This window comes from Streptococcus sp. DD11 (assembly GCF_001578865.1).
Lineage (GTDB): Bacteria > Bacillota > Bacilli > Lactobacillales > Streptococcaceae > Streptococcus > Streptococcus panodentis.
Genome location: NZ_KQ969392.1, coordinates 298,252 through 319,795 on the forward strand (window position 1 = coordinate 298,252; position 21,544 = coordinate 319,795).

The following is a 21,544-nucleotide window of genomic DNA, read 5'->3' on the forward strand; positions in this document are numbered from 1 at the left end:
TGTGCTTCATTTTCCTGAATCTTGCGCCGGATGCGGGCCAGATTGTCACTGGCAAAGCTCTCGATAAAGCCGCCGTCATTGATGGCCTGAAGGCTGCCCTGCAGGCTGGGAAAGGCTGCCAGATTGTCAAAGAGGCGGTCCAGCTTTACCAGCTGGACATTTTCCAACTCTTCATAAAAAGATTTCAGCTCCTGTGTCACAGCCAGCACGCGCTTGAGGGCCAGAAATTCCTCAATATTGAGGTCGCCGTCCAGCTCCAGACGTTTGGTCAGAGCTGTGATATCCTGAGTGGCTGCTAGGCTAAAATGCGGATAGTGGACAAAAAGCCGGCTCATATCGTCCATTTCCAAAAAAGCAGCAGCGATGGTCTCTTTCTTGCCGGTCGGCAGCAGCAGGTCCAGCTCCAGCCGCCCCTGCTCAGTCAGCAGATAGGGAGCGAAAAGCTCCTTGATTTTGCTAAATTCTAAAATATCTAAAATTTTTCTGTTCATATTCTTTCTGTCATTTCCAGTGAAAAAGAACCCAGTTAGCAAAGCAACTGAGTTTTTACCCGATAATACTTGTCACCCACAGATGTTTCAATAGGTCGGTTGTCACAGGCGCATAGCTGACAATCAAGCGGACCATGAAACTGCCGTTGAGCCGGTCCTGAATCACAGCCAAAGGCACTGTCGCCAAAATTGTCAGGCACATCTGCAGAACAAAAACCGTGATGCAGACAGCTATCACACCGCTGCCCACATTGTACCAATGTGTGTCCAGCTTGTTAGGATAGGGAATCAGATTCGCAAAAATCCCAAAAAAACGCGCCAAAACATAGACTGCTGTAAAGACAAAGAGATAGGCCAGACCGGCATAAAAAACCTTGTCCAGATGGAAGAGCTGTGAGCTGGGGAAAAAGTAGGTTGAAGAACCCTCGGTCGCACTGGCATACGGAATCCACAGGCTGATTTTTCCAGCCAGCTCCTTATAAACCTGACTGGCCGCCAGCATCGCAACGACCGTCGCCAGAGCATAGTAGCCCTGCAGCACAATCCCCCGCGAATAGCCAATGTAAAAGCTCCAGGCTAAAATTAGTAAAATAACAAACGAAAGCATTATTTCTCCTTATTTAGCCGATTTTTCTCTTAACTCATTGAGCGTTTTACGACGAAAATCTTCCAGTTCCTTTTCCTTGTCATCAAATTCAATCTCGCGGCTCAGCTGAGTAGACAGACTGTTGACGGCCAGAAGAATGGCTAAGACCTCATCATCCGCTGCCGGCATCTGCTCTTTTATAATATTGTATTTCTCTTTTGCAACCCGCTCAACTTCTTCCATGAATAAATTGTCATGCTCCGTCGTTAAGGTCAGTGTTTTGTTACCAAAGGTAAACTTATATCGATTTAAATTTGCCATAGAATCACCTCATTGTATTATAACAAAAAAGACGGATTTTGTCAGTGATAAAATACCCTGCTGGCACAGGATGAGAAAAGGCAGGCGATAAAAACCGCCTGAACAGGAGGCTGCGCCATTTTTCTTCAATATTGCACCCTTATCCCTTTCTCCTGTTTCTTTTTATGGTACAATAGGGAGTATGGAAAGTATGACCCTCAGTCCCAAAGAGCAGGATATTCAGGCTTTTGTCAGGAAATATCAGGCTTCCTTGGCTCCCAGCAATAACCCTTATATTCAATACCTGTTCAAACTGAACCAGGCGACAGTCAGTGTTTACACTTCCGGCAAAGTCCTGTTTCAGGGCCAAAAAGCCAGTCACTATGCGGCTTTTTTTGGCTATAAGACTGAAAAAACAAATGATTCTTCTCAGCAGATGCCCCTTATCGGCAGCGATGAGGTCGGCAATGGTTCCTACTTCGGCGGCTTAGCAGTCACTGCTTCCTTTGTCAGTCCAGATCAGCATGGCTTTCTGCGCAGTCTGGGAGTCGGGGATTCCAAAACCCTGACCGATACGAAAATCCGCCAGCTGGCACCGATCTTAAAAGACCGGATTGCCCATCAGGCCCTTCTGCTATCGCCAGAGAAGTACAATCAGGTCATCGCTTCCGGCTATAACGCTGTCTCTGTCAAGGTGGCCCTGCACAATCAGGCTATCTATCTGCTCCTGCAAAAAGGCCTACAACCCGAAAAAATCGTCATCGATGCCTTTACCAGCCAGCAAAACTACGGAAAATACCTCAAGCAGGAAAAAAATCATTTTCCCAATCCTGTCAGCCTGATTGAAAAGGCCGAAGGAAAGTTCTTGGCCGTTGCAGTCAGCTCGATTATCGCCCGCGACCTTTTTCTGGAAAATCTGGAAAATCTCAGTCAGGAACTGGGCTATACCCTGCCCAGCGGCGCTGGCAGCAAGAGCGACCGCATCGCCAGCCAGATTCTCCAAGCCTACGGTATGGCTGGCCTGCAGCATGCAGCCAAACTCCACTTTAAAAACACTGAAAAAGCTCACAAACTCCTAGAAAGGTAACTTATGAAAAAATCAAATACTGCCATTAACATTCTCAAAGAATGGGGCCTCTTTGCCTTTTTAATCGCGACGATTATCCTGTCGCGAATCTTCCTCTGGTCCCCTGTTAAGGTAGACGGCCACTCCATGGACCCGACTCTGGCCGACGGAGAATACCTGCTGGTGCTGAAACACCAAAGCATCGACCGTTTTGATATTGTCGTGGCTTCTGAGACGGATGACAGCGGCACGACCAAAGAAATTGTCAAGCGGGTCATCGGCCTTCCGGGCGAGACCATCCAGTATGAGAATGACACTCTCTACATCAATGGAGTAAAAACCGACGAGCCTTATCTGGCAGAATATATAAAGGCCTTTAAAAAAGACAAGCTGCAGTCGACCTACACAGGCGAGGACTACGATGACAATGGGGAATTTTTCAGAAAGCTGGCCCAGCAGGCTCAGGCCTTTACAGTGGATAAGGATGGCAGCCCAGTTTTCAGCATCACCCTGTCGGACGACCAGTACCTGCTGCTGGGAGATGACCGGATTGTTTCCAAAGACAGCCGCCAGGTCGGTACTTTCAGCGCCAGCCAGATCCAAGGCGAAGCCAAATTCCGCTTCTGGCCGCTGCTGCCCTTCAAGACCTACTAAGCATACCGAACTCAGCTGACTCTTCAGCTGGGTTCCTTTTTAAACAGGGAAGACATGATGGAATTTTACTTTTCAGGAACGATTGAACGCATTATTTTTGAGAATCCCAGCAATTTTTTTCGCATCCTGCTCTTAGATATTGAGGATACGGATGCCGAGGAGTTTGACGATTTTGAAATCATTGTCACCGGCTCAATGGCGGATGTCATGGAAGGGGAGGACTACACCTTCTGGGGCAGTCTGGTCCAGCATCCCAAGTACGGCCAGCAGCTGAAAATCAGCCGGTATGAGCGGGCCAAGCCAAGCAGCAAGGGCCTGGTCAAATATTTTGCCAGTGACCACTTCAAGGGCATCGGGACCAAGACCGCCCAGAAAATCGTGGAGCTCTACGGCGAGGAGACCATTGACAAAATCTTGGCCCAGCCTGAAAAACTGACTCAGATCAGCGGCCTGTCCGCTAAAAACCGGGAGGCCTTTGTCAGCAAGCTCAGACAGAACTACGGCACCGAGCTGGTCCTGGCCAAGCTGGCGGCCTATGGCATTCCCAATAAGCTGGCCTTTCAGATTCAGGACGAATACAAGGAAGAAACGCTGCAAATCGTAGAAAAGGAGCCCTACCGACTGGTAGAAGACATTCAGGGAGTCGGCTTTAAAATCGCCGACCAGCTGGCCCAGAAGCTGGGAATCGAAAGCGATGCAGCCGAGCGTTTCCGGGCCGGCCTCATCCACACCCTCCTGACCCAGTCCATGGAAAGGGGCGATACCTATGTAGAAGCCCGCGACCTCTTGGACCGCACCATTGAACTTTTAGAAAGCTCCCGTCAGGTCGAACTGGATCCCAGTCTGGTCGCCGATGAGCTGACTCGGCTGATTGAGGAAGACAAGGTACAGCATGTTGACACCAAGATTTTTGACAACAGCCTGTACTTTGCTGAGGAAGGCATTGCCGGCAATCTGGCCCGCCTGCTGGAAAACGGGGAGCAAAATAGCTTTGGCGATGAAAAAATCACTGCTGCCATTGCCCAAGTTGAGGAGGAATTTGGTATCAGCTATGATGCTACCCAGAAAAAAGCAGTCAGCGATGCCATCAAACACAAAGTTTTTATCTTAACTGGCGGACCCGGCACCGGCAAAACCACTGTTATCAACGGAATCATCGCTGTCTACAGTCTGCTGCATGGACTGGACCGGCGCAAAAAGCAGGACCTGCCCATCCTCTTGGCAGCACCGACTGGCCGGGCTGCCCGGCGCATGAACGAATTGACTGGTCTTCCTAGTGCTACTATCCACCGCCACTTGGGGATGACTGGCGATGATGATACCAGTCATTTGGATGATTATCTGGATGCTGATTTTATCATTGTGGATGAATTTTCCATGGTGGATACTTGGTTGGCTAATCAACTCCTCAGCAATATCTCCTCTCAGACCAAACTCTTGATTGTCGGAGATGCAGACCAGCTGCCCTCTGTCAGTCCCGGTCAGGTTCTGGCAGACTTGCTGCAGATACCGACTATTCCACAGACCAAGCTGGAAACCATCTATCGGCAGAGCGAGGAGTCTACAATCGTCACACTGGCTAGCCAGATTCAAAAAGGCCGGCTGCCGGCTGACTTTACCGAGAAAAAGGCTGACCGTTCCTATTTCGAAGCTAGAAGTGAGCATATCGCTCCCATGATTGAAAAGATTGCCAGTGCAGCCATTCGCAGCGGTATCCCAGCTCAAGATGTTCAGGTATTGGCTCCTATGTATCGGGGGCCAGCCGGCATTGACCAGATTAACAATCTTATGCAAAATCTCATCAATCCTGTAGAGAAAGATGAACTGACCTTTGAAGCTCCCGACTGTCAGTATCGCCAAGGAGACAGGGTTATTCACTTGGTCAATGATGCTGAAAGCAATGTCTTTAACGGTGACTTAGGCTATATCAGCGACCTGCTGCCTGCTAAGTACACTGACTCCAAGCAGGACGAGCTGACCATCAACTTTGACGGCAATGAAATCATCTACTCGCGCAGCGAATGGTACAAGATCCGCCTGGCCTATGCCATGAGTATCCACAAGTCTCAGGGCAGTGAATTTCCGGTGGTTATCTTGCCCATCACCAAGAGCAGTCACCGGATGCTGCAGCGCAACCTCATCTACACCGCTATCACCCGCGCCAAGAGCAAGTTGATCTTACTTGGGGAAAAAGTAGCCTTTGACTATGCAGCAAAAAACACTGGCACCGCCCGTAAAACCTATCTCATCGAGCGCTTTGGAGACCTCCCGCAAGCCGAAAGCAATATCCACAATCCTGTGGATAAAATGAAAGCGCCTGTGGAAAACCATGTCTTGACAGAAGAAAATTTCCTGAAAATCGACCCCCTAATCGGCCTGACCGAGGAAGATATCCACAGTATATTCAGCACATAAATAAAAAGGCCTAGACAGAACCAATTTTTTAGTTCTGTCCTATCGCCTTTTTTTATGCCTTATTTTTCCGGCTAAAGAGCTGCATGAGCTCATCATTAAAGATATCCATGCCGACCGAGGTCATCATAAACTGCAGAAAATGGAAGCGTTCTGGCATTTTTTCAGGATCGCTTTCCAAAACGGTCTCATTCATCCAGAAGTTCACCAGCAGCAGAAAGACTTCTGCAGCCTGGTCCGGATACTGAGTCTGGATAGACCCATCTGCCATCCCTTTTTTGATAATATCGCTGACCAGAGGGGCGCCTATCCGCAGATTGTCCCGCATCATGGTCAAAATAAAACCTGCATCCTGCTCGTACTCATCCACAATGCCGTCTATGGCCCGGGCTGTCTGACTTTCCAGATTGGACTTGAGGATGGTTTGCAGCTGCTCCCTACCGGTCAGATTTTCCGTAGCCTTGAGCCACTGCTTCATCTCTTCTTCCATCAGCTCCTGCCGGCTCCTCATCACCGCCAGGACAATCTCATCTTTTGACTTGAAATGATGATAGATAGCCCCCTTGGAGATGCCCGCCGTCTGAGCAATATCCTGCATACTGGTCTTTTCGGACCCCTTTTGGATAAAGAGCTGGGTCGCTGTATTTAAAATTTTTTCTCTCATGGCCTGGGATTTGTCTTTTCGCTGCGCCATTCTGTTCCCCTTTGTTTCTAATATAGCTTTATTCTACCAAAAAAGCCAGGGAAATACAAAATCATAAAAATATCTTTAAGCCTTGTCTTGCTGATCCCTTTGATACCAAAGATAGATACTGTAAGCCGCCATCAAGATATAGCCTAGGAAAAAGAGGGGATTTTCCGTTCCCTTGCCTACAAAGATGCCTTCGCCAATAGTATTAATGAGCCCATGAAAGAGGACACAATAGAGGACAGACTGACTGGTCTTGTAAAGGGCTGCCAGCCAGAAACGGCCGAGCAGGCAAAATGCTGTAAAGACCAGAAGAGAGGTCCCCGCCTGACTGCTGCCGGGGGTAAAGAAGAGGGGCAGATGCCAGACAGACCAGATTAACCCAGTTGCTACAGTTGCCAAAGGGAAGGGCAGGATCTTCTCCAGACTTGGCTGCAGGAAGCCCTGCCAGCCAATTTCTTCATTACCACCTGTCAAGAGAGTGGTTACCAGAGCCAGAACCAAAACATTCAAAAGATTCAAATTTGGCAGCGGCTTGGTCACAAAGACAATGGAAATCGTGAAGAGACCCACAAAAATCAACAGATAAGGCCAGCTTCCTTTCCTGGCAAACTTGATAAAAGTCAGCATTTCTTTCAAAGACTTACCTAAGACAAGCTTGGCACTTATAGCAGGACCAAATGTTCCCACTATCGTGAGCAGCGGAGGAAACAACGGCACTCGCCCTTTCAGCACAGCCGAGAGAATCCACGCAGACCAAGTGATACCAAAAGTCCAAAGCAGAAAAATTAGAATTTGCTTGACAGATGAGGAATCTTTATAGTTTCTAGCTTGCATCTTTCTCAGCTCCTTTCCGATTGCCCTTCCAGTACCACCAGCCCAGCAGCAAAATTGTCATCACGGCATTCGCAGCATGAAAACTAAGAGACGTTCCGCCCTTGGTAGCTGCTCCTACGATAACTGTCTGGGCAAAGTTAATGCAGCCATGAAAGACCATGCAGGCAAAAACAGACGCTGTCTGCTTATATAGAACAGCCAGACAAAAGCTAGCCATGACACAAAATAGAATATAAAAAGGCAGGGAAAGCTGGCTTTGACCTGTTCCCGGAATCAGCCAGAGGGGCAGATGCCAGGCAACCCAGATGAGACCTGTGATGACCGTAGCAATCGGAAAAGAAAACTTCTTCTCCAAAGCTGGCTGCAGCACTCCCCGCCAGCCCAGCTCTTCATTCCCGCCACCAGCAAAGGTGATAAAGGTCCAGCCCAAAGGAAACATGAGTATGGCATTGAGCGGCGGTAATACAGGATTGGCAATAAAGAGAGTCAAAATCCGAATCAGGCAGAAGACTAGCATATAAATCCACCAGCCCTTAGCATGAGAAAAGATAAAGGACAGCATTTGCTTCGGTTTAGAAATGTTAAGGCTGATAAAGCTCCCTAGAGCTGGGCCAAAAGCCCCTATCAAGATAAAGACAGTTCCCAGAGTTTCTGCGCCATTGGTGATCTTCAGCGCAGATAAAATATACAGAATCAGGCAGGCACCCCAGCTAATACCAAAGGTCCAAGCTAAGTAAGGCCAAATATGCTTGGGTTCTGGCCCAACATGTGTTTGTGTTTTCATATGATTACTCCTTTTTCTTTGGCAGAAGAGCGATTGCCAAGATTTTTAGCCTGCATCTTTCTGAACTCCTTTCCGGTTGCCCTTCCAATACCACCAGCCGACCAGCAGAGCGGTCATGACCAGATTAGCAGCCTGGAAGCTGAGATACCTTCCGCCATTTGTAGCACTGCCGACAATCGTCGCCTGAGCAAAGTTAATGCAGCCGTGAAAGACCATGCAGGCAAAGACAGAGGCCGTCTGCTTGTAGAGAACTGCCAGACAGAAACTGAGCAAGATACCAAAGGAGACATAGAAGGGCAAAGAAACCTGACTTTGACTCGTTCCCGGAATCAGCCAGAGGGGCAGATGCCAGGCCACCCAGACCAGAGCCGTGATGACAGCTGCCAGAGGGAAGGAAAACTTTTTCTCCAGAGCTGGCTGCAGGAGGCCCCGCCAGCCCAGTTCTTCATTGCCGCCGCCGGCAAAAGTGATAAAGAGCCAGCCCAGGGGAAACATCAGAATGGCATTCAAAGGCGGCAAGGCTGGATTGGCGATAAAAAGGGTCAAAACCCGAACCAGACAGAAGACCAGCATGTAAATCCACCAGCCTTTGGCATGGGAGAAGATAAAGTCCAGCATCTTCTTGGGATGGGAAATTTTGAGGCTGATAAAAGTTCCCAAGGTCGGTCCGAAGCCATAGATGATATTGAGAGCAAAGCCCAAAGGCTCAGATACGCTGGTCAGCTTCAGGGCGGTTAAAATATACAGAATCAGAAAGGATCCCCAGCTAATGCCAAAAGTCCAGGCCAGAAAGGGCAGGATATGCCTTGTCTCTGGCTCTACATGTGTTTGTTTGTTCATACGATAATTCCTTTTTTAAGTATATGAGGGGAAGTTATTTTTTGTTATTCACAGACCGACCAGACGGTTTGTTTTGTTTCAAAAAAATAAACTCCTTGCGTTTTCTGCTCCAAAACTAAGCTAGAGCAGGCAGACGAGGCCGGGACAATAGTCCTTAGCCTCTTATTATAGTTCGTATTAAAATCATGACGCAGTAGCCGATTGAACTCTTCGTTCGCTTTTCAAGCTCGGAAGAGCTCCTAATCGGCCTTGCGGGGCTGGGACGACGAAATCGAGACTACGTCTACCGATTTCTGTCCCACCGCCAGTATTTAGGCTTTTCTTTCATTCAATCCCTCCTTTTCTTATCTTGCAGGCGTCTGATATTCCAGAGGTTGGAAGCCACACTCAGACCGCCTACTGCCATGATGCCCAGTCCTCGCCAAGGGCTAAAGACAGAAGTCAGCAAGCCACCAGCAAGGACAGCATATCCAGCTTTGACTCCCCACTTAGAATAGCGTATGCCATTCTCACCCTCCTGCATCCTCTGCAGGAAAGCCTTTCGTTTCGCTGCTTCTTCCTTGAGAAAGTCTTTTTGTTTCTCTTTCTGACGGGCCAGCAGCTGCTTTTGCCTGCTCAGATAGTCTCTGGTCTTTTCATCTACAGTTGCTTTAGTTTTTTGCATGATTTTCCTCCTTTTATTTTTAATGACCGACCGGTCGGTCTTTTTTTATTTGTCTCTAGTATAACAGACCAAAAATACTTTGTCCAGTATTTTTTCAAAAAAGATTATTTTTAGTTAATGAAAATCATCAGCCAACTTAGAAACTCGTCACAAGCAACTATACTAAAAACTATATCTAAAAAAGCTCGGTAATGAACCAAGCCTTTATCTTTATTCAAACCCCGTCACTGTCAACCCTAGCAGACGAATACCTCGTGGTTGTTCTTCCAAGCTATCGTATATCTCATGCGCAGTTCGCTCGATTTGCTCCTTGTCTTGAGTGGCTAGATTCAAACTTTTCCTTTTAGTCAAGGTGGAGAAATCGGCATAGCGGATTTTCAGAACGATGGTTCGTCCTTTCTTATCATGCTTAGTCAGGCTATTTTCTACCTTCTGAGCCAGCCGGGTCAGCTCCTTTTTGATGTCCTCCTCACTATAGAGGAGCTTGGCATAGGTCCGCTCCTTGCCGATGGACTTGCGGATGCGGTTGGGCTTGACCGGAGAATTGCTGATGCCGCGCACCTTGCGGTAAAGGTCAAAGCCGAAGCGGCCGAAGCGGTCAATCAGGGTCATCTCCGGTATCCCTAGGAGGTCCGCCCCGGTATAAACCCCCATGTCATGCAGTTTTTCCACACTTTTCTTGCCGACACCGTGAAACTTGGCAATGTCCATCTTGGACAGAAAATCCTCAGCCTCCTCCGGCAGGATGACGGTCAGACCGTGCGGTTTTTCATAATCACTGGCAATCTTGGCCAGAAATTTATTGTAGGAAACTCCGGCTGAAGCCGTCAGCTGCAGTTCATTCCATATATCGTACTGGATCAGCTTGGCGATTTTGACGGCTGATGTGAGCCCCAGTTTGTTTTCCGTTACATCCAGATAGGCCTCATCAATGCTCATGGGCTCAATCAGATCTGTGTAACGCCTGAAAATCTGACGAATCTCTTGGCCGACCGACTGGTACTTCTCATAATTCCCCGAAATGAAAATCCCCTGCGGGCAACGCTCATAGGCTTCCTTGGAGCTCATAGCCGAATGAACTCCGAACTTTCTGGCCTCATAATTGCAGGTGGAGACGACACCACGACCGCCAGTCAAGCGTGGGTCGCTGCCGATGATGACCGGATGCCCCTTGAGCTTGGGATTGTCCCGCTCCTCAATGGCAGCAAAAAAGGCATCCATATCAATGTGGATGATTTTTCTGGATGTGTCATTGATCAGCGGAAAAATCAGCATGGCTCCTCCTTTTACAAAGTTTCCCGATTCCTCTGAAACAGTTGAGATTATTTCTAAAAAACTTTGAAAAATCCTTTCTCCTCCCAGCCGGAGTTAAATCACAATTAGCTTACTTTTATTATAACTTTTTTACTCATTTTTCCAAAGTGTTTAAGAATGATTTTCTTTTTCAAATATATAGTACACATCTGCAACTTTTCTTTTTCTGTATTATAAAAGAAAGTCAGTCTTTTCCCTGAAAATGCTTTGTGAAACCGATTACCATATGGTATACTTTACTTATAAATGTAACAGATTTTGTTGCTAGAATAAAGAGGAAAATCAAATGGTTGTAAAAACAGTTGTTGAAGCTCAAGATATTTTTGATAAAGCTTGGGAAGGCTTCAAAGGGGAAGACTGGAAAGAGAAAGCCAGCGTTTCGCGCTTCGTGCAGGCCAACTACACGCCTTACGACGGAGACGAAAGCTTCTTGGCCGGCCCGACTGAACGTTCTCTGCATATCAAAAAAATCGTAGAAGAAACCAAGGCTCACTATGAAGAAACCCGTTTCCCAATGGACACCCGTCCGGCATCTATCGCTGGTATTGACGCTGGTTACATTGACAAGGACAACGAACTGATTTACGGTATCCAAAACGACGAACTCTTCAAATTGAACTTCATGCCAAAAGGCGGTATCCGCATGGCTGAAACGACTTTGAAAGAAAATGGATACGAACCAGATCCTGCTGTTCATGAAATCTTTACGAAGTATGTGACAACCGTAAATGACGGTATCTTCCGCGCTTACACTTCTAACATCCGCCGTGCTCGTCACGCCCACACTGTAACTGGTCTTCCAGATGCTTACTCACGTGGACGTATCATCGGGGTTTACGCACGTCTGGCCCTTTATGGAGCTGACTACCTCATGGCTGAAAAAGTCCGCGACTGGAACGGTTTGACTGAGATTGACGAAGAAACAATCCGTCTGCGCGAAGAAATCAACCTGCAATACCAAGCACTTGGTGAAGTTGTAAAACTTGGTGACCTTTACGGAGTAGATGTTCGCCGTCCTGCCTTTGACGTTAAAGAAGCGATTCAATGGACTAACATCGCCTTCATGGCTGTCTGCCGTGTTATCAACGGTGCTGCTACTTCCCTCGGACGTGTGCCTATCGTTCTGGACATCTACGCTGAACGTGACTTGGCTCGCGGTACTTACACTGAATCAGAAATCCAAGAATTTGTTGATGATTTCGTTATGAAACTTCGTACAGTGAAGTTTGCTCGTACCAAAGCTTACGACCAACTTTACTCTGGTGACCCAACCTTCATCACTACTTCTATGGCAGGTATGGGTAACGACGGTCGTCACCGTGTTACCAAGATGGACTACCGTTTCCTCAACACTTTGGACAACATCGGCAACTCACCAGAGCCAAACTTGACCGTTCTTTGGACTGACAAGCTGCCATACTCCTTCCGCCGCTACTGTATGCACATGAGCCACAAGCACTCTTCTATCCAATACGAAGGTGTGACTACAATGGCTAAAGATGGCTATGGCGAAATGAGCTGTATCTCCTGCTGTGTGTCTCCGCTTGACCCTGAAAATGAAGAACAACGCCACAACATCCAATACTTTGGTGCCCGCGTAAATGTGCTGAAAGCCCTTCTGACCGGTCTCAACGGCGGTTACGATGATGTACACAAAGACTACAAGGTCTTTGACATCGATCCGATTCGTGACGAAGTGCTGGAATTTGAATCTGTAAAAGCCAACTTTGAAAAATCTCTGGACTGGCTGACAGATACTTATGTTGATGCTTTGAACATCATCCACTACATGACTGACAAGTACAACTACGAAGCGGTTCAAATGGCCTTCCTGCCAACTTACCAACGTGCCAACATGGGATTTGGTATCTGTGGATTTGCCAATACGGTTGATACATTGTCTGCTATCAAGTACGCAACTGTTAAGCCAATCCGCGACGAAAACGGCTATATCTACGACTATGAAACAATCGGAGAATACCCACGTTGGGGTGAAGATGATCCTCGCTCAAACGAACTGGCTGAATGGTTGGTTGAAGCTTACACGACTCGTCTGCGCAGCCACAAACTCTACAAGAATGCTGAAGCAACTGTATCACTTCTGACCATCACATCTAACGTGGCTTACTCTAAGCAAACGGGTAACTCACCAGTCCACAAGGGTGTCTACCTCAACGAAGATGGCAGCGTGAACCTGTCTAAACTGGAATTCTTCTCACCAGGTGCCAACCCATCTAACAAAGCAAAAGGTGGCTGGCTGCAAAACTTGAACTCACTTGCCAGTCTGGACTTCAGCTACGCAGCTGACGGTATCTCCCTGACTACACAAGTATCACCTCGTGCTCTGGGTAAAACTCGTGATGAACAAGTAGACAACTTGGTAACAATCCTGGATGGTTACTTCGAAAACGGCGGTCAGCACGTTAACTTGAACGTCATGGACCTCAAGGATGTTTATGAAAAGATCATGAGCGGCGAAGACGTTATCGTTCGGATCTCTGGCTACTGTGTCAACACCAAGTACCTGACGCCAGAACAAAAAACTGAATTGACCCAACGTGTCTTCCACGAAGTGCTTTCTATGGACGACGCTCTCAGCTAATCAACAGCCTATACACCATTTAAAAGGCGGCGGGACAGAACTCAAATATTTAATGTTGAGTTTCCAGTCCCAGCCTCTTTTTATGTTCAAAAACCCCAGCGGAGTGGCCTTTTGAGCGGACTCCTTGTCTGGCGGTCCGTTTCATCATATGAAGACCCCGCTGCCAAAATTTGTTTTTTCAAAGAGTATGAATGGAAGCTCTTTATGGTATAATAGGGATATTGCTAGACCAAGGACCTGTGTTTTATCAGCTTATAGATGATAGGCTTCAAACTATATCAGTATCGCCAGGCCGCACTCCATTAAGGACAGGTTCAAAAAAAGGATTGGGAAAATGACGGAGAAAAACTTTAAGGAAGATTCAAAAGAATTTAATCTGGCAGTGGATGTCATTATGCTGGCCGGAACCCTGCTCCTGCAGAGCGGGTCTGAGATATATCGGGTAGAGGATACCATGATCCGCATTGCCCACTCACAGGGCATCATGGACTGCAATGCTCTGGCCATGCCGGTCGCTATTTTCTTTTCGGTTGAAAATACCAATGTCTCCCGCATGAAGCGCAACCTGCGAACCAACTACAATATCGAAAAAGTATGTGAGGTCAATCAGGTTTCCCGTCAGCTGGTCAGCGGCCTAATCAGTCTGCAGGAGGCATTCGAGGAGCTGAACCGCCTCAAAAGTAAGCGCCTGCCTTACAGCAATCAGCAGCTGACTCTGGCAGCCACCCTCAGCGCGCCTTTCTTTTCCATCATGTTCGGCGGAAACTTCTATGATGCCTTGGGGGCTGCTCTGGCCACCTTCTTTGGCTTCATTTCCTATCTTTATACAGAAAAGTATGTGCGGATCCCTTTTGTCTCGACCTTTGCCGGTGCCTTTATTTTTGGTCTTTTAGCTCAGATCTGGGTCCGCTATTCCGGTTTTCCTACTAGCGCTGATCTGATTATCGCCGGTTCGGTCATGCCTTTTGTACCGGGGATTGCTCTGACCAATTCTGTACGGGATATCATGACCAGCCATATCAACTCTGGCATGAGCAAGCTCTTTGAGTCCCTCCTCATCACGCTGGCTTTGGGTGCAGGCACTTCCGTTGCCCTTCTTTTAATGAAATAAAACTATGACGCTACTGACTTTTTTACTTCAAGCATTGGCAAGTTTGCTTGCCATCGTTACCTTTCTAATCGTTTTAAATGTGCAGCGCCAGATGCTGCTGCCAGGCGGTGTTCTGGGAATGTTTACTTGGCTGCTCTACCTCCTGCTCAAGGAGCCTACCAACGTGATTATTGCCACTTTTGTGGCTGCCATCATCGGCTCCTGCTGCAGTCAGATTCTCAGCATTCTCTATAAGACACCTGCCGTGGTCTTTATTCTGGCTATTTTAGCTCCCCTCGTTCCTGGTTATATTTCCTATCGGACGACCGCTTTTTTTGTCACGGGCGATTACAATCAAGCGATTGTCAATGCCACTCTGGTGGTCATTCTGGCCCTGGTCATTTCCATCGGCATGGCCAGCGGCACCGTTGTGCTCAAAATCTACCATCACTTCACCTACCGCAGAAACAGGCCGGCCTTGAAAAAACAGCAGGAAAACCAAGACAGCTGAAAAAATGCGCTCTTCAAACAGCTGCCAATAAGAATGACTCAAAAGAGAAAACGAATAATGACGAAATGCTGCAGCCTGCCGTCATTATTCGTTTTTGCTTATCAGTACTCTTTGAAGACCGAGATGGCTGTGCTAAACACTTTGACGGACTCCCATTCTCTCTGCATTGGTTTGCCTTGTCATCTGCGATTTTCTTCGAGTATTATCATTTAGCCGATTTTTTATTACTTTGTTAGCTGCCCTATCGTCCTGTATGTTAAGCGATAGACTGAAACTGCCCCCTCGGACAGTTTCACTGCTAAAAGCAAAGGAAAAGGCTATATCAACTATTCATCATCGGAGTCTTTCAGCAGCTTCGGAAAACCTGCTGTTTTTATTTCATTTGGAAGCTCTGCCGATAGGGAACCCTGCCTGCTTCAGAATGAAATACATCTCAGGGCTGATTTAGCGGGCCCCAGATGTTTTTTGTAAGAGTTTTATTTCTAAGTGTGGTAAAATAGATTGCAGAATATATCGTCATTTAGTTTATCGTTTAGTACTTTGTTAGCTGGCCTTGCCCTACTTTTGAGACTTCCTCACGGAAGCTCTATCTGCCACCTCCAAACCTCCACTGGAGCTTTTTGACACTTCCTAGCGGAAGCTTTATTTGCCACCTCCAAACCTCCACTGGAGGTTTGGAGCAGCTCACTGCCCTATCGTCCTGTACGTTAAGCGATAGTCTGCAACTGTCTCCTGGACAGTTGCACTACTAAAAGTAAACTAAAAGATTATACTAGTTCATACCCTAGAAAAGCGCCTGCGGTTCTTTGAAAATCAACTTTTCTTTGAGCATTCTCAGCTTTTGTCTTTTGAGTCTGCACTGGCTGCAGAAAGAAGCTGAGCGGCTGTTCTACTGGGGATAAAAAGGATTTAAAAGAGGTCTTTATGATGACAATCGGAATCGATAAAATCGGTTTTGCAACCAGCAATTATGTGTTAAAACTAAGGGATTTGGCTGAGGAGCGCGGAATTGACCCAGACAAGCTCAGCAAGGGACTCCTGCTGAAAGAACTGAGCATCGCTCCTCTGACCGAGGACATGGTGACCTTGGGAGCAGCCGCTGCAGACTCTATTCTGACAGCAGAAGACAGAAAAAAGATTGACATGGTCATTGTGGCGACTGAGTCGGGCATCGACCAGAGCAAGGCATCCGCTGTGTTTATCCACGGACTTCTGGACATCCAGCCTTTCGCCCGCAGCTTTGAAATCAAAGAAGCCTGTTATGGAGCAACTGCTGCCCTAGACTATGCCAAACTCCACATCGAAAAATACCCTGACAGCAAGGTACTGGTCCTTGCCAGTGACATTGCCAAGTATGGCGCTCATACGCCAGGCGAGCCGACCCAAGGGGCTGGTGCTATTGCCATGCTCCTGAGCCGCAATCCCCGAATTCTGGCCTTCAATGATGACAATGTGGCCCAAACCCGTGACGTCATGGATTTTTGGCGCCCAAATTACTCCGCAACCCCTTATGTCAACGGGATTTACTCAACCCAGCAGTATCTGGACAGCCTGAAAACGACTTGGGCCGAGTACCAGAAACGCCAAGGTCTGAGCCTCAAAGACTTTGCTGCTTTCTGCTTCCACCTGCCTTATCCTAAGCTGGCTCTCAAGGGCCTCAATAAAATCATGGATAAGAGTCTGCCACAAGCGCAGCAAGATCAGCTCAAGGACAACTTTGAGGCATCCATCCTCTACAGCCAAAAAGTCGGCAATATTTATACCGGCTCCCTCTTTCTGGGGCTCCTGTCTCTCTTAGAAAATTCCGACCAGCTCAAGGCCGGCGATAAGATTGCCCTCTTTAGCTACGGCAGCGGGGCAGTAGCGGAGATTTTCAGTGCCGATTTGGTTTCTGGCTATGAAGAGCAGCTATCACGAACACGCTTGGATGAGTTGGATCTGCGCCAGCCTCTTTCTGTCGCAGACTATGAGCAGCTCTTCTTTGCAGAAGCTCAGCTGGATGAGGCGGGCAATGCCAGCTTCTCTGGCTACGAAAATCAAACCTTTGCTCTGACGGAAATCGCAGAGCACCAGCGCAAGTACAGTAAGGTTGAGAAATCATCATGAACGGAAACTGGACTGGATTTTCCAAAAAATCTCCCGCTGAGCGGCTGCAGCTGCTGAAAGAAAGCGGACTGCTCCAGCAGGAATATTGGCAGCCGTTGGCTGAGCAGCGGACCCTGCCTCTGGAAACGGCCAACCAGATGAGTGAAAATGTGCTGGCTACACTGGCTCTGCCTTACTCTCTGGTGCCTGACTTTCTCGTAGATGGCAGATGCTACCAAGTTCCTTTTGTGACAGAGGAGCCATCTGTGGTGGCAGCAGCCAGCTTTGCAGCCAAGATCATCAAGCGTTCGGGCGGCTTTGAGACTGAGGTTCACAAACGCCAGATGATTGGGCAGATTGCCCTCTATCAGATAGAGGATGCTGATCTGGCTGCCCAATCTGTGCTCCAAAAAAAGGCTGACCTGCTGGCAAGAGCTGACCAAGCCTACCCATCCATCGTCGCTCGCGGCGGCGGTGCTAGAGACCTCTGGCTGGAGCAAAAGGATGATTTTCTCATTTTCTATCTGTCTGTGGACACGCAGGAGGCTATGGGCGCCAATATGCTCAACACCATGCTGGAGTCTCTTACCCTTCCCCTAGAAGAGCTGACTGGCGGCAAGAGCCTGATGGCTATCCTGTCCAACTATGCGACAGACAGCCTCGTGACAGCCCGCTGTGTGATTGACTACCGCTTTCTCAGCCGTGACAGGGCAGAGGCAGCCCTTCTGGCCGACAAGATGCAGCTGGCCAGCAAGCTTGCTCAGGCCGACCCTTACCGCGCAGCCACCCATAATAAAGGGATCTTCAACGGCATCGATGCCGTCGTTCTGGCTACGGGCAATGACTGGCGGGCTGTCGAAGCCGGCGCTCACGCCTATGCCAGCAGAGAAGGAAGCTATCGCGGTCTCTCTGCTTGGACAGCCGATCCAGACAAGCGCCAGCTGCATGGCCAGCTGACCCTGCCCATGCCCGTTGCAACCAAGGGGGGATCGATTGGCCTCAATCCTGCCGTCGCAGCCAGCTTGGACCTGCTGGGACAGCCTCGGGCTAAGGAACTGGCTTCCCTGATCGTCTCAGTCGGCTTAGCCCAAAACTTCGCTGCCCTCAAAGCGCTGGTCAGCACTGGTATTCAGGCCGGTCACATGAAGCTGCAGGCCAAGTCGCTGGCTCTACAGGCGGGAGCCAAAGAAGAAGAAATCCCAGCCTTGGTCAGCCACCTGACAGCTACTAAGAACTTCAACCTAGCTACTGCTCAGGAAATACTCGCTGACTTACGAAAACAGAATCAATAAAAAGGCCTTGCTCAGGCCTTTTTTGTATGCATTCATCATTTTTATCTCATCTGCTCCTGACCTTCTCGCAGCCGTCCATAGAGCAGATAGGGAACATTCTTTAATTCTTGCAAGTTTCGGCAGGACAGGACGCACATGATGAGGCGCAGATCTGCTTTCCAGCCTTCCACAATGTCAATGACTTCTGCCACCGAGCGATGCTCGACCAGCTCCAGCATGGTGCGCGAGAGACCGACAGCCTTGGCTCCCAAGACCAAGGCTTTGATGATATCAAGCGGGTGACGCACGCCGCCGCTGGCCAGCAGCTCTACCTCATCGCGCAGGGGCTGAAGCGCCAGCAAACTTTGAAGGGTGGACTGGCCCCAGTCATTGAGATAGGTGCGATTGCCGCCCCGCTGATTCTCGATATAGGCAAAGCTGGTGCCGCCCCGGCCGGAAATATCAAAGGTCTGAATCCCTAAAGAACGGGCCTCCTCCACAGTAGAACGATCCATACCAAAGCCGACTTCTTTGAGAATCAGGGGCAAATCCAGCTGCTGTCCATAGTCTGCCAAATGCTGCCGCCAAGAGCGAAACTCCCGCTCGCCTTCCGGCATGAGGAGCTCCTGCATGAGATTGACATGCACCTGCAGGAAAAGCGGCTGCAGCTCGGCCACCGTCTGCTGGGCTGCCTGATAAGGCTTGTCCAAGCCGATATTGGTCGCCAGCAGCAGATCTGGCCGTCCAGCTGCCACCTGATAGGAAGTATCAGAAGGATTCTTCAAAGCAGCGCTATAGGATCCTGTCACAAAGAGAAGACCGCAGCTCTCTGCCACCTGAGCCAGTTTCTCATTGACTTGACCGCCTTTTGGGCTGCCGCCGGTCATGGCATTGATATAAAAGGGAAAGGCCCAGTCACGGCCGGCAAAATGAGTGGACAGGTCAATCTCCGCCAAATCATACTTGGGCAGGGAGCGGTGAATCAGCTCCATCTCATCAAAGCTGTTGTAAACTGGGCGCTGTTCCAAGGCGTACGTAATATGGTCATCCTTACGATTCTGGCTCATCACGGCCCATCCTTTCTCTGTATAGTAGCTCAATGCCGGCTGCCTGCCAAGCTCGAATCAGCTGATCGCTGGAAGCAGCATCGAAGCTAAGGGCAATGCCGCAGTCCCCGCCGCCGGCACCGCTGCTCTTGGCCACACAGTTCAAGCCAGAAGCTGCTTCCTTCAGTGCCTTCAGCTTGTCCGTGTAAATCGCTGGGCTCAGCGCTTCTAAGAGCTGACTAGCCTGTTCCAGACTGGACTGAACCACAGCCTTGTCTCCTGCCAGCAAAGCCTGTTCCAAGGCATCGACCTGCGCCCGGCTGCCTGTCAAAAAGGACTCAGAAATCGCCGACTTGACTTGATTGACCAAGTCCTTGGAAATCGCTGGCTGCTTGGTCCAGCCGACCAGAAAATCCATAGACAAACGAGGTTTGATCCGGCGGATTTCAAAGCCCCAATCCTCTGCCAGCAGCTGCTGCAGCTCAAGACTTTCCATCCGCCGGCTGACAGCAGCACGGTCAAAAGACCGATAGTAGATCAAGTCTTCGTAGGCAATGCAGGCCAGATCGCCCATGGATCCGTTATCCCCCCGCTTGAGGAGAACGTAGGAAGCCAGCTTGAAGAGCCGCTCTGGCTCTAGCTCCAGCTCATAGAGTGCCGCCATGGCCTTGAGGGTCAAAACCACGACGCTGCCGCTGGAGCCAATCCCGAACTTCCTGCCCTCCCTTTCCATCTTGCCGCTGATGGCCAGCGAAAATGGCCGGGGCTCACAGCCCAAGGTCAGCAGATAGGCATTCATAGCGGCCACCGTCTCCTGTATCAGGGCATAGTCAGAATCCGGCTCTAGGCTAGCGCTGTGCTCAAACATATCTGACGCCAAGCGATAGGCAGAGGCTGTCTGGATTTTTCCTGTCATATAGATGGGGACAGCCTTGATAATGGCTGGCTGACCAGCCGTCAGCACTGCATATTCCCCCGCCAGATAGAGTTTACCGCAGGTTTGAACGCTCGCCCTAGTCTTCATCTGGCAGCTCCTTTGTTTTGGAGACGATCAGTCGGTAATCCTTCTCAAAAATAGCAACCAGATGGTCTAGGTCTTCCTCCATGCAGAGAACCTTAACATTGGGGCCGGCATCCATGGTAAAGTAACAGCGTTCGCCCTGCTCGCGCAGCCTTCTGACAGCCTCCATGGCTTGGTAGGACGCCTCCGTCAGATAAGAAAAGGGCGGATAGGCTTTCTCTGTCGTGGCATGCATCCTAAGAGCATTTTCCTCGGTCAGCTGTCCGACTTTAGCAAAATCATTGTCTCTTAAATAGCCCAGCATGGCCTGATAATCCAAGGCTGACTGGGCCATCCAGTCAGCAAAGTTGGTAGAAGTCGCAGCACAGAGCTCCATGCCACTGCGGCTGGAAATAGGCTTTTTCTCATCGTGGAGGACCAGCATAATCATGGCCAGTTTCAAGTCTGTCTGGACTGGATAAATAGCGCCGCTGTCCTTATCCCAGGCTGCCAGAGGGCCAAAAAAGGAACGGGCCGAGGAACCCGAGGCAAATTTAGCCAGCTGAGCCAGTTCCTCTGTATCATAGCCGGTCTCAAAGTAGGCATTGCAGGCCTTGACCAGGGCTGACAGACCGCTGGAGCTGGAAGACAGACCCGCTGCAGTCGGCATGTTGTTGCTGGTGTCAATCCTGACCCAGTCTGTCGGCTCTGTCCGGAAACGGTCAATAATCCGGCTGATTTTGGCATGTTCAGCCGGACTTTGCAGCTGACCGTCGATGTAAAATTCATCCCTTACTGCTGTATCCGGCAAGGGACTCAGCTGCGTCTCAGTATACATATTTTCCAGCGTCAGCGAAATGCTGCTGGTTGCGGGAATCATTTTTTCAGCATCAGCCTTGCCCCAATATTTGACAATGGCAATATTGGCATAGGATTTGACACTTACAGGCTTTCGATCCATGTGTTGATGGCCCCTTTCTCTTTCAATAAGGCGGCTAAGGATTCCGCCTGGTCTTTTTCTTTGACAAGTGCAATGACGCAGCCGCCCAGGCCGCCGCCGCTCATTTTAGCACCCAGCGCTTCATTTTCCACAGCCAAAGCCACCAAATCATCCGCCTTCTGGCAGGACACACCCAGCTGGGCCAGCTTCTCATGCGCTCTGGTCATGGCCTGCCCCATGGTCAGCAAATCCTTGATGGTAATGGCTTTTTCGACAATTTTAGTCAGATTGCCCAGCTCCTGCAGCAAAGGCAGAGCCTTTTGACCCTGACTTTCGACCGCTCGGATGGCTTCGCGGGTATGG

The 21,544-nt window shown here is 49.2% G+C and carries 19 protein-coding genes and 2 pseudogenes; 8 read left to right on the forward strand and 13 right to left on the reverse strand.

Annotation, left to right across the window (positions count from 1 at the left end):
* From STRDD11_RS14050 to STRDD11_RS01390, 3 genes and pseudogenes are all read right to left on the reverse strand, one after another.
* Positions 1 to 491: pseudogene (locus STRDD11_RS14050) on the reverse strand (endonuclease MutS2); the annotation flags it as partial.
* Positions 492 to 546: 55 nt separating this feature from the next.
* Positions 547 to 1,098, reverse strand: a complete 552-nt coding sequence (locus tag STRDD11_RS01385; RefSeq protein ID WP_128834640.1) for a CvpA family protein — start codon at positions 1,096 to 1,098, stop codon at positions 547 to 549.
* A gap of 9 nt (positions 1,099 to 1,107) precedes the next feature.
* The gene (locus STRDD11_RS01390; RefSeq protein ID WP_128834642.1) at positions 1,108 to 1,398 is read right to left on the reverse strand and encodes a hypothetical protein; all 291 of its coding nucleotides are present in this window, start codon (positions 1,396 to 1,398) and stop codon (positions 1,108 to 1,110) included.
* Between the two features lie 181 nt (positions 1,399 to 1,579).
* Here STRDD11_RS01390 and rnhC point away from each other — a divergent pair, with 181 nt between their 5' ends.
* From rnhC to STRDD11_RS01405, 3 genes are read left to right on the forward strand one after another with little or no spacing between them, the layout of a single operon-like run.
* Positions 1,580 to 2,464 carry a ribonuclease HIII gene (rnhC, locus tag STRDD11_RS01395; RefSeq protein WP_128834645.1) on the forward strand — a complete coding sequence of 295 codons (885 nt, stop codon included), beginning with the start codon at positions 1,580 to 1,582 and terminating at the stop codon, positions 2,462 to 2,464.
* Positions 2,465 to 2,467: 3 nt separating this feature from the next.
* Entirely contained in the window at positions 2,468 to 3,097 is a 630-nt protein-coding gene (lepB, locus tag STRDD11_RS01400; protein ID WP_128834647.1) for a signal peptidase I, read from the forward strand.
* 57 nt (positions 3,098 to 3,154) lie between these two features.
* Entirely contained in the window at positions 3,155 to 5,512 is a 2,358-nt protein-coding gene (locus STRDD11_RS01405; RefSeq protein ID WP_128835328.1) for an SF1B family DNA helicase RecD2, read from the forward strand.
* A 52-nt stretch (positions 5,513 to 5,564) separates the two neighbouring features.
* Here the strand turns inward: STRDD11_RS01405 and STRDD11_RS01410 are convergent, their stop codons facing one another.
* The 6 genes from STRDD11_RS01410 to dinB form a co-directional block, all read right to left on the reverse strand.
* Positions 5,565 to 6,203 carry a TetR/AcrR family transcriptional regulator gene (locus STRDD11_RS01410; RefSeq protein ID WP_128834650.1) on the reverse strand — a complete coding sequence of 213 codons (639 nt, stop codon included), beginning with the start codon at positions 6,201 to 6,203 and terminating at the stop codon, positions 5,565 to 5,567.
* A gap of 75 nt (positions 6,204 to 6,278) precedes the next feature.
* The gene (locus STRDD11_RS01415) at positions 6,279 to 7,034 is read right to left on the reverse strand and encodes a CPBP family intramembrane glutamic endopeptidase (RefSeq protein WP_061411681.1); all 756 of its coding nucleotides are present in this window, start codon (positions 7,032 to 7,034) and stop codon (positions 6,279 to 6,281) included.
* Positions 7,024 to 7,818 carry a CPBP family intramembrane glutamic endopeptidase gene (locus STRDD11_RS01420; RefSeq protein ID WP_128834652.1) on the reverse strand — a complete coding sequence of 265 codons (795 nt, stop codon included), beginning with the start codon at positions 7,816 to 7,818 and terminating at the stop codon, positions 7,024 to 7,026. Before STRDD11_RS01420 ends, STRDD11_RS01415 begins: the two co-directional genes overlap by 11 nt.
* Positions 7,819 to 7,863: 45 nt before the next feature.
* A complete protein-coding gene (locus STRDD11_RS01425; RefSeq protein WP_128834654.1) occupies positions 7,864 to 8,658 on the reverse strand; it encodes a CPBP family intramembrane glutamic endopeptidase in 795 nt (264 codons plus the stop codon).
* Positions 8,659 to 8,986: 328 nt separating this feature from the next.
* The gene (locus tag STRDD11_RS01430; protein ID WP_128834656.1) at positions 8,987 to 9,322 is read right to left on the reverse strand and encodes a hypothetical protein; all 336 of its coding nucleotides are present in this window, start codon (positions 9,320 to 9,322) and stop codon (positions 8,987 to 8,989) included.
* Between the two features lie 210 nt (positions 9,323 to 9,532).
* Positions 9,533 to 10,597, reverse strand: coding sequence for a DNA polymerase IV (gene dinB / locus STRDD11_RS01435; RefSeq protein WP_128834658.1), 1,065 nt, complete (start codon positions 10,595 to 10,597; stop codon positions 9,533 to 9,535).
* Between the two features lie 325 nt (positions 10,598 to 10,922).
* On the opposite strand from dinB, the gene pflB reads away from it, so the two are divergent.
* The 5 genes from pflB (at position 10,923) to STRDD11_RS01460 (ending at position 18,216) form a co-directional block, all read left to right on the forward strand.
* Positions 10,923 to 13,238 carry a formate C-acetyltransferase gene (pflB, locus tag STRDD11_RS01440; protein ID WP_128834660.1) on the forward strand — a complete coding sequence of 772 codons (2,316 nt, stop codon included), beginning with the start codon at positions 10,923 to 10,925 and terminating at the stop codon, positions 13,236 to 13,238.
* A gap of 334 nt (positions 13,239 to 13,572) precedes the next feature.
* On the forward strand, positions 13,573 to 14,349 hold the full coding sequence (locus STRDD11_RS01445) for a threonine/serine exporter family protein (RefSeq protein WP_128834662.1): 777 nt from the start codon (positions 13,573 to 13,575) through the stop codon (positions 14,347 to 14,349).
* 4 nt (positions 14,350 to 14,353) lie between these two features.
* Complete coding sequence (locus tag STRDD11_RS01450; RefSeq protein ID WP_128834664.1) at positions 14,354 to 14,839, forward strand: threonine/serine exporter family protein; 486 nt, start codon at positions 14,354 to 14,356, stop codon at positions 14,837 to 14,839.
* A gap of 927 nt (positions 14,840 to 15,766) precedes the next feature.
* On the forward strand, positions 15,767 to 16,945 hold the full coding sequence (locus tag STRDD11_RS01455; RefSeq protein ID WP_128835330.1) for a hydroxymethylglutaryl-CoA synthase: 1,179 nt from the start codon (positions 15,767 to 15,769) through the stop codon (positions 16,943 to 16,945).
* Positions 16,942 to 18,216, forward strand: a complete 1,275-nt coding sequence (locus STRDD11_RS01460; RefSeq protein ID WP_128834667.1) for a hydroxymethylglutaryl-CoA reductase, degradative — start codon at positions 16,942 to 16,944, stop codon at positions 18,214 to 18,216. Before STRDD11_RS01455 ends, STRDD11_RS01460 begins: the two co-directional genes overlap by 4 nt.
* A gap of 41 nt (positions 18,217 to 18,257) precedes the next feature.
* Here the strand turns inward: STRDD11_RS01460 and fni are convergent, their stop codons facing one another.
* From fni to STRDD11_RS14055, 4 genes and pseudogenes are all read right to left on the reverse strand, one after another.
* On the reverse strand, positions 18,258 to 19,262 hold the full coding sequence (gene fni, locus STRDD11_RS01465) for a type 2 isopentenyl-diphosphate Delta-isomerase (protein ID WP_164828333.1): 1,005 nt from the start codon (positions 19,260 to 19,262) through the stop codon (positions 18,258 to 18,260).
* Positions 19,246 to 20,265: a phosphomevalonate kinase gene (locus STRDD11_RS01470; protein ID WP_128834671.1), complete on the reverse strand. Its 1,020-nt coding sequence runs from the start codon at positions 20,263 to 20,265 to the stop codon at positions 19,246 to 19,248. The genes fni and STRDD11_RS01470 overlap by 17 nt, the downstream gene beginning before the upstream one ends.
* Complete coding sequence (mvaD, locus tag STRDD11_RS01475; protein WP_128834673.1) at positions 20,255 to 21,202, reverse strand: diphosphomevalonate decarboxylase; 948 nt, start codon at positions 21,200 to 21,202, stop codon at positions 20,255 to 20,257. The genes STRDD11_RS01470 and mvaD overlap by 11 nt, the downstream gene beginning before the upstream one ends.
* Positions 21,184 to 21,544, reverse strand: a pseudogene (locus tag STRDD11_RS14055) (mevalonate kinase); the annotation flags it as partial. The pseudogene STRDD11_RS14055 and the gene mvaD, both read right to left, overlap by 19 nt.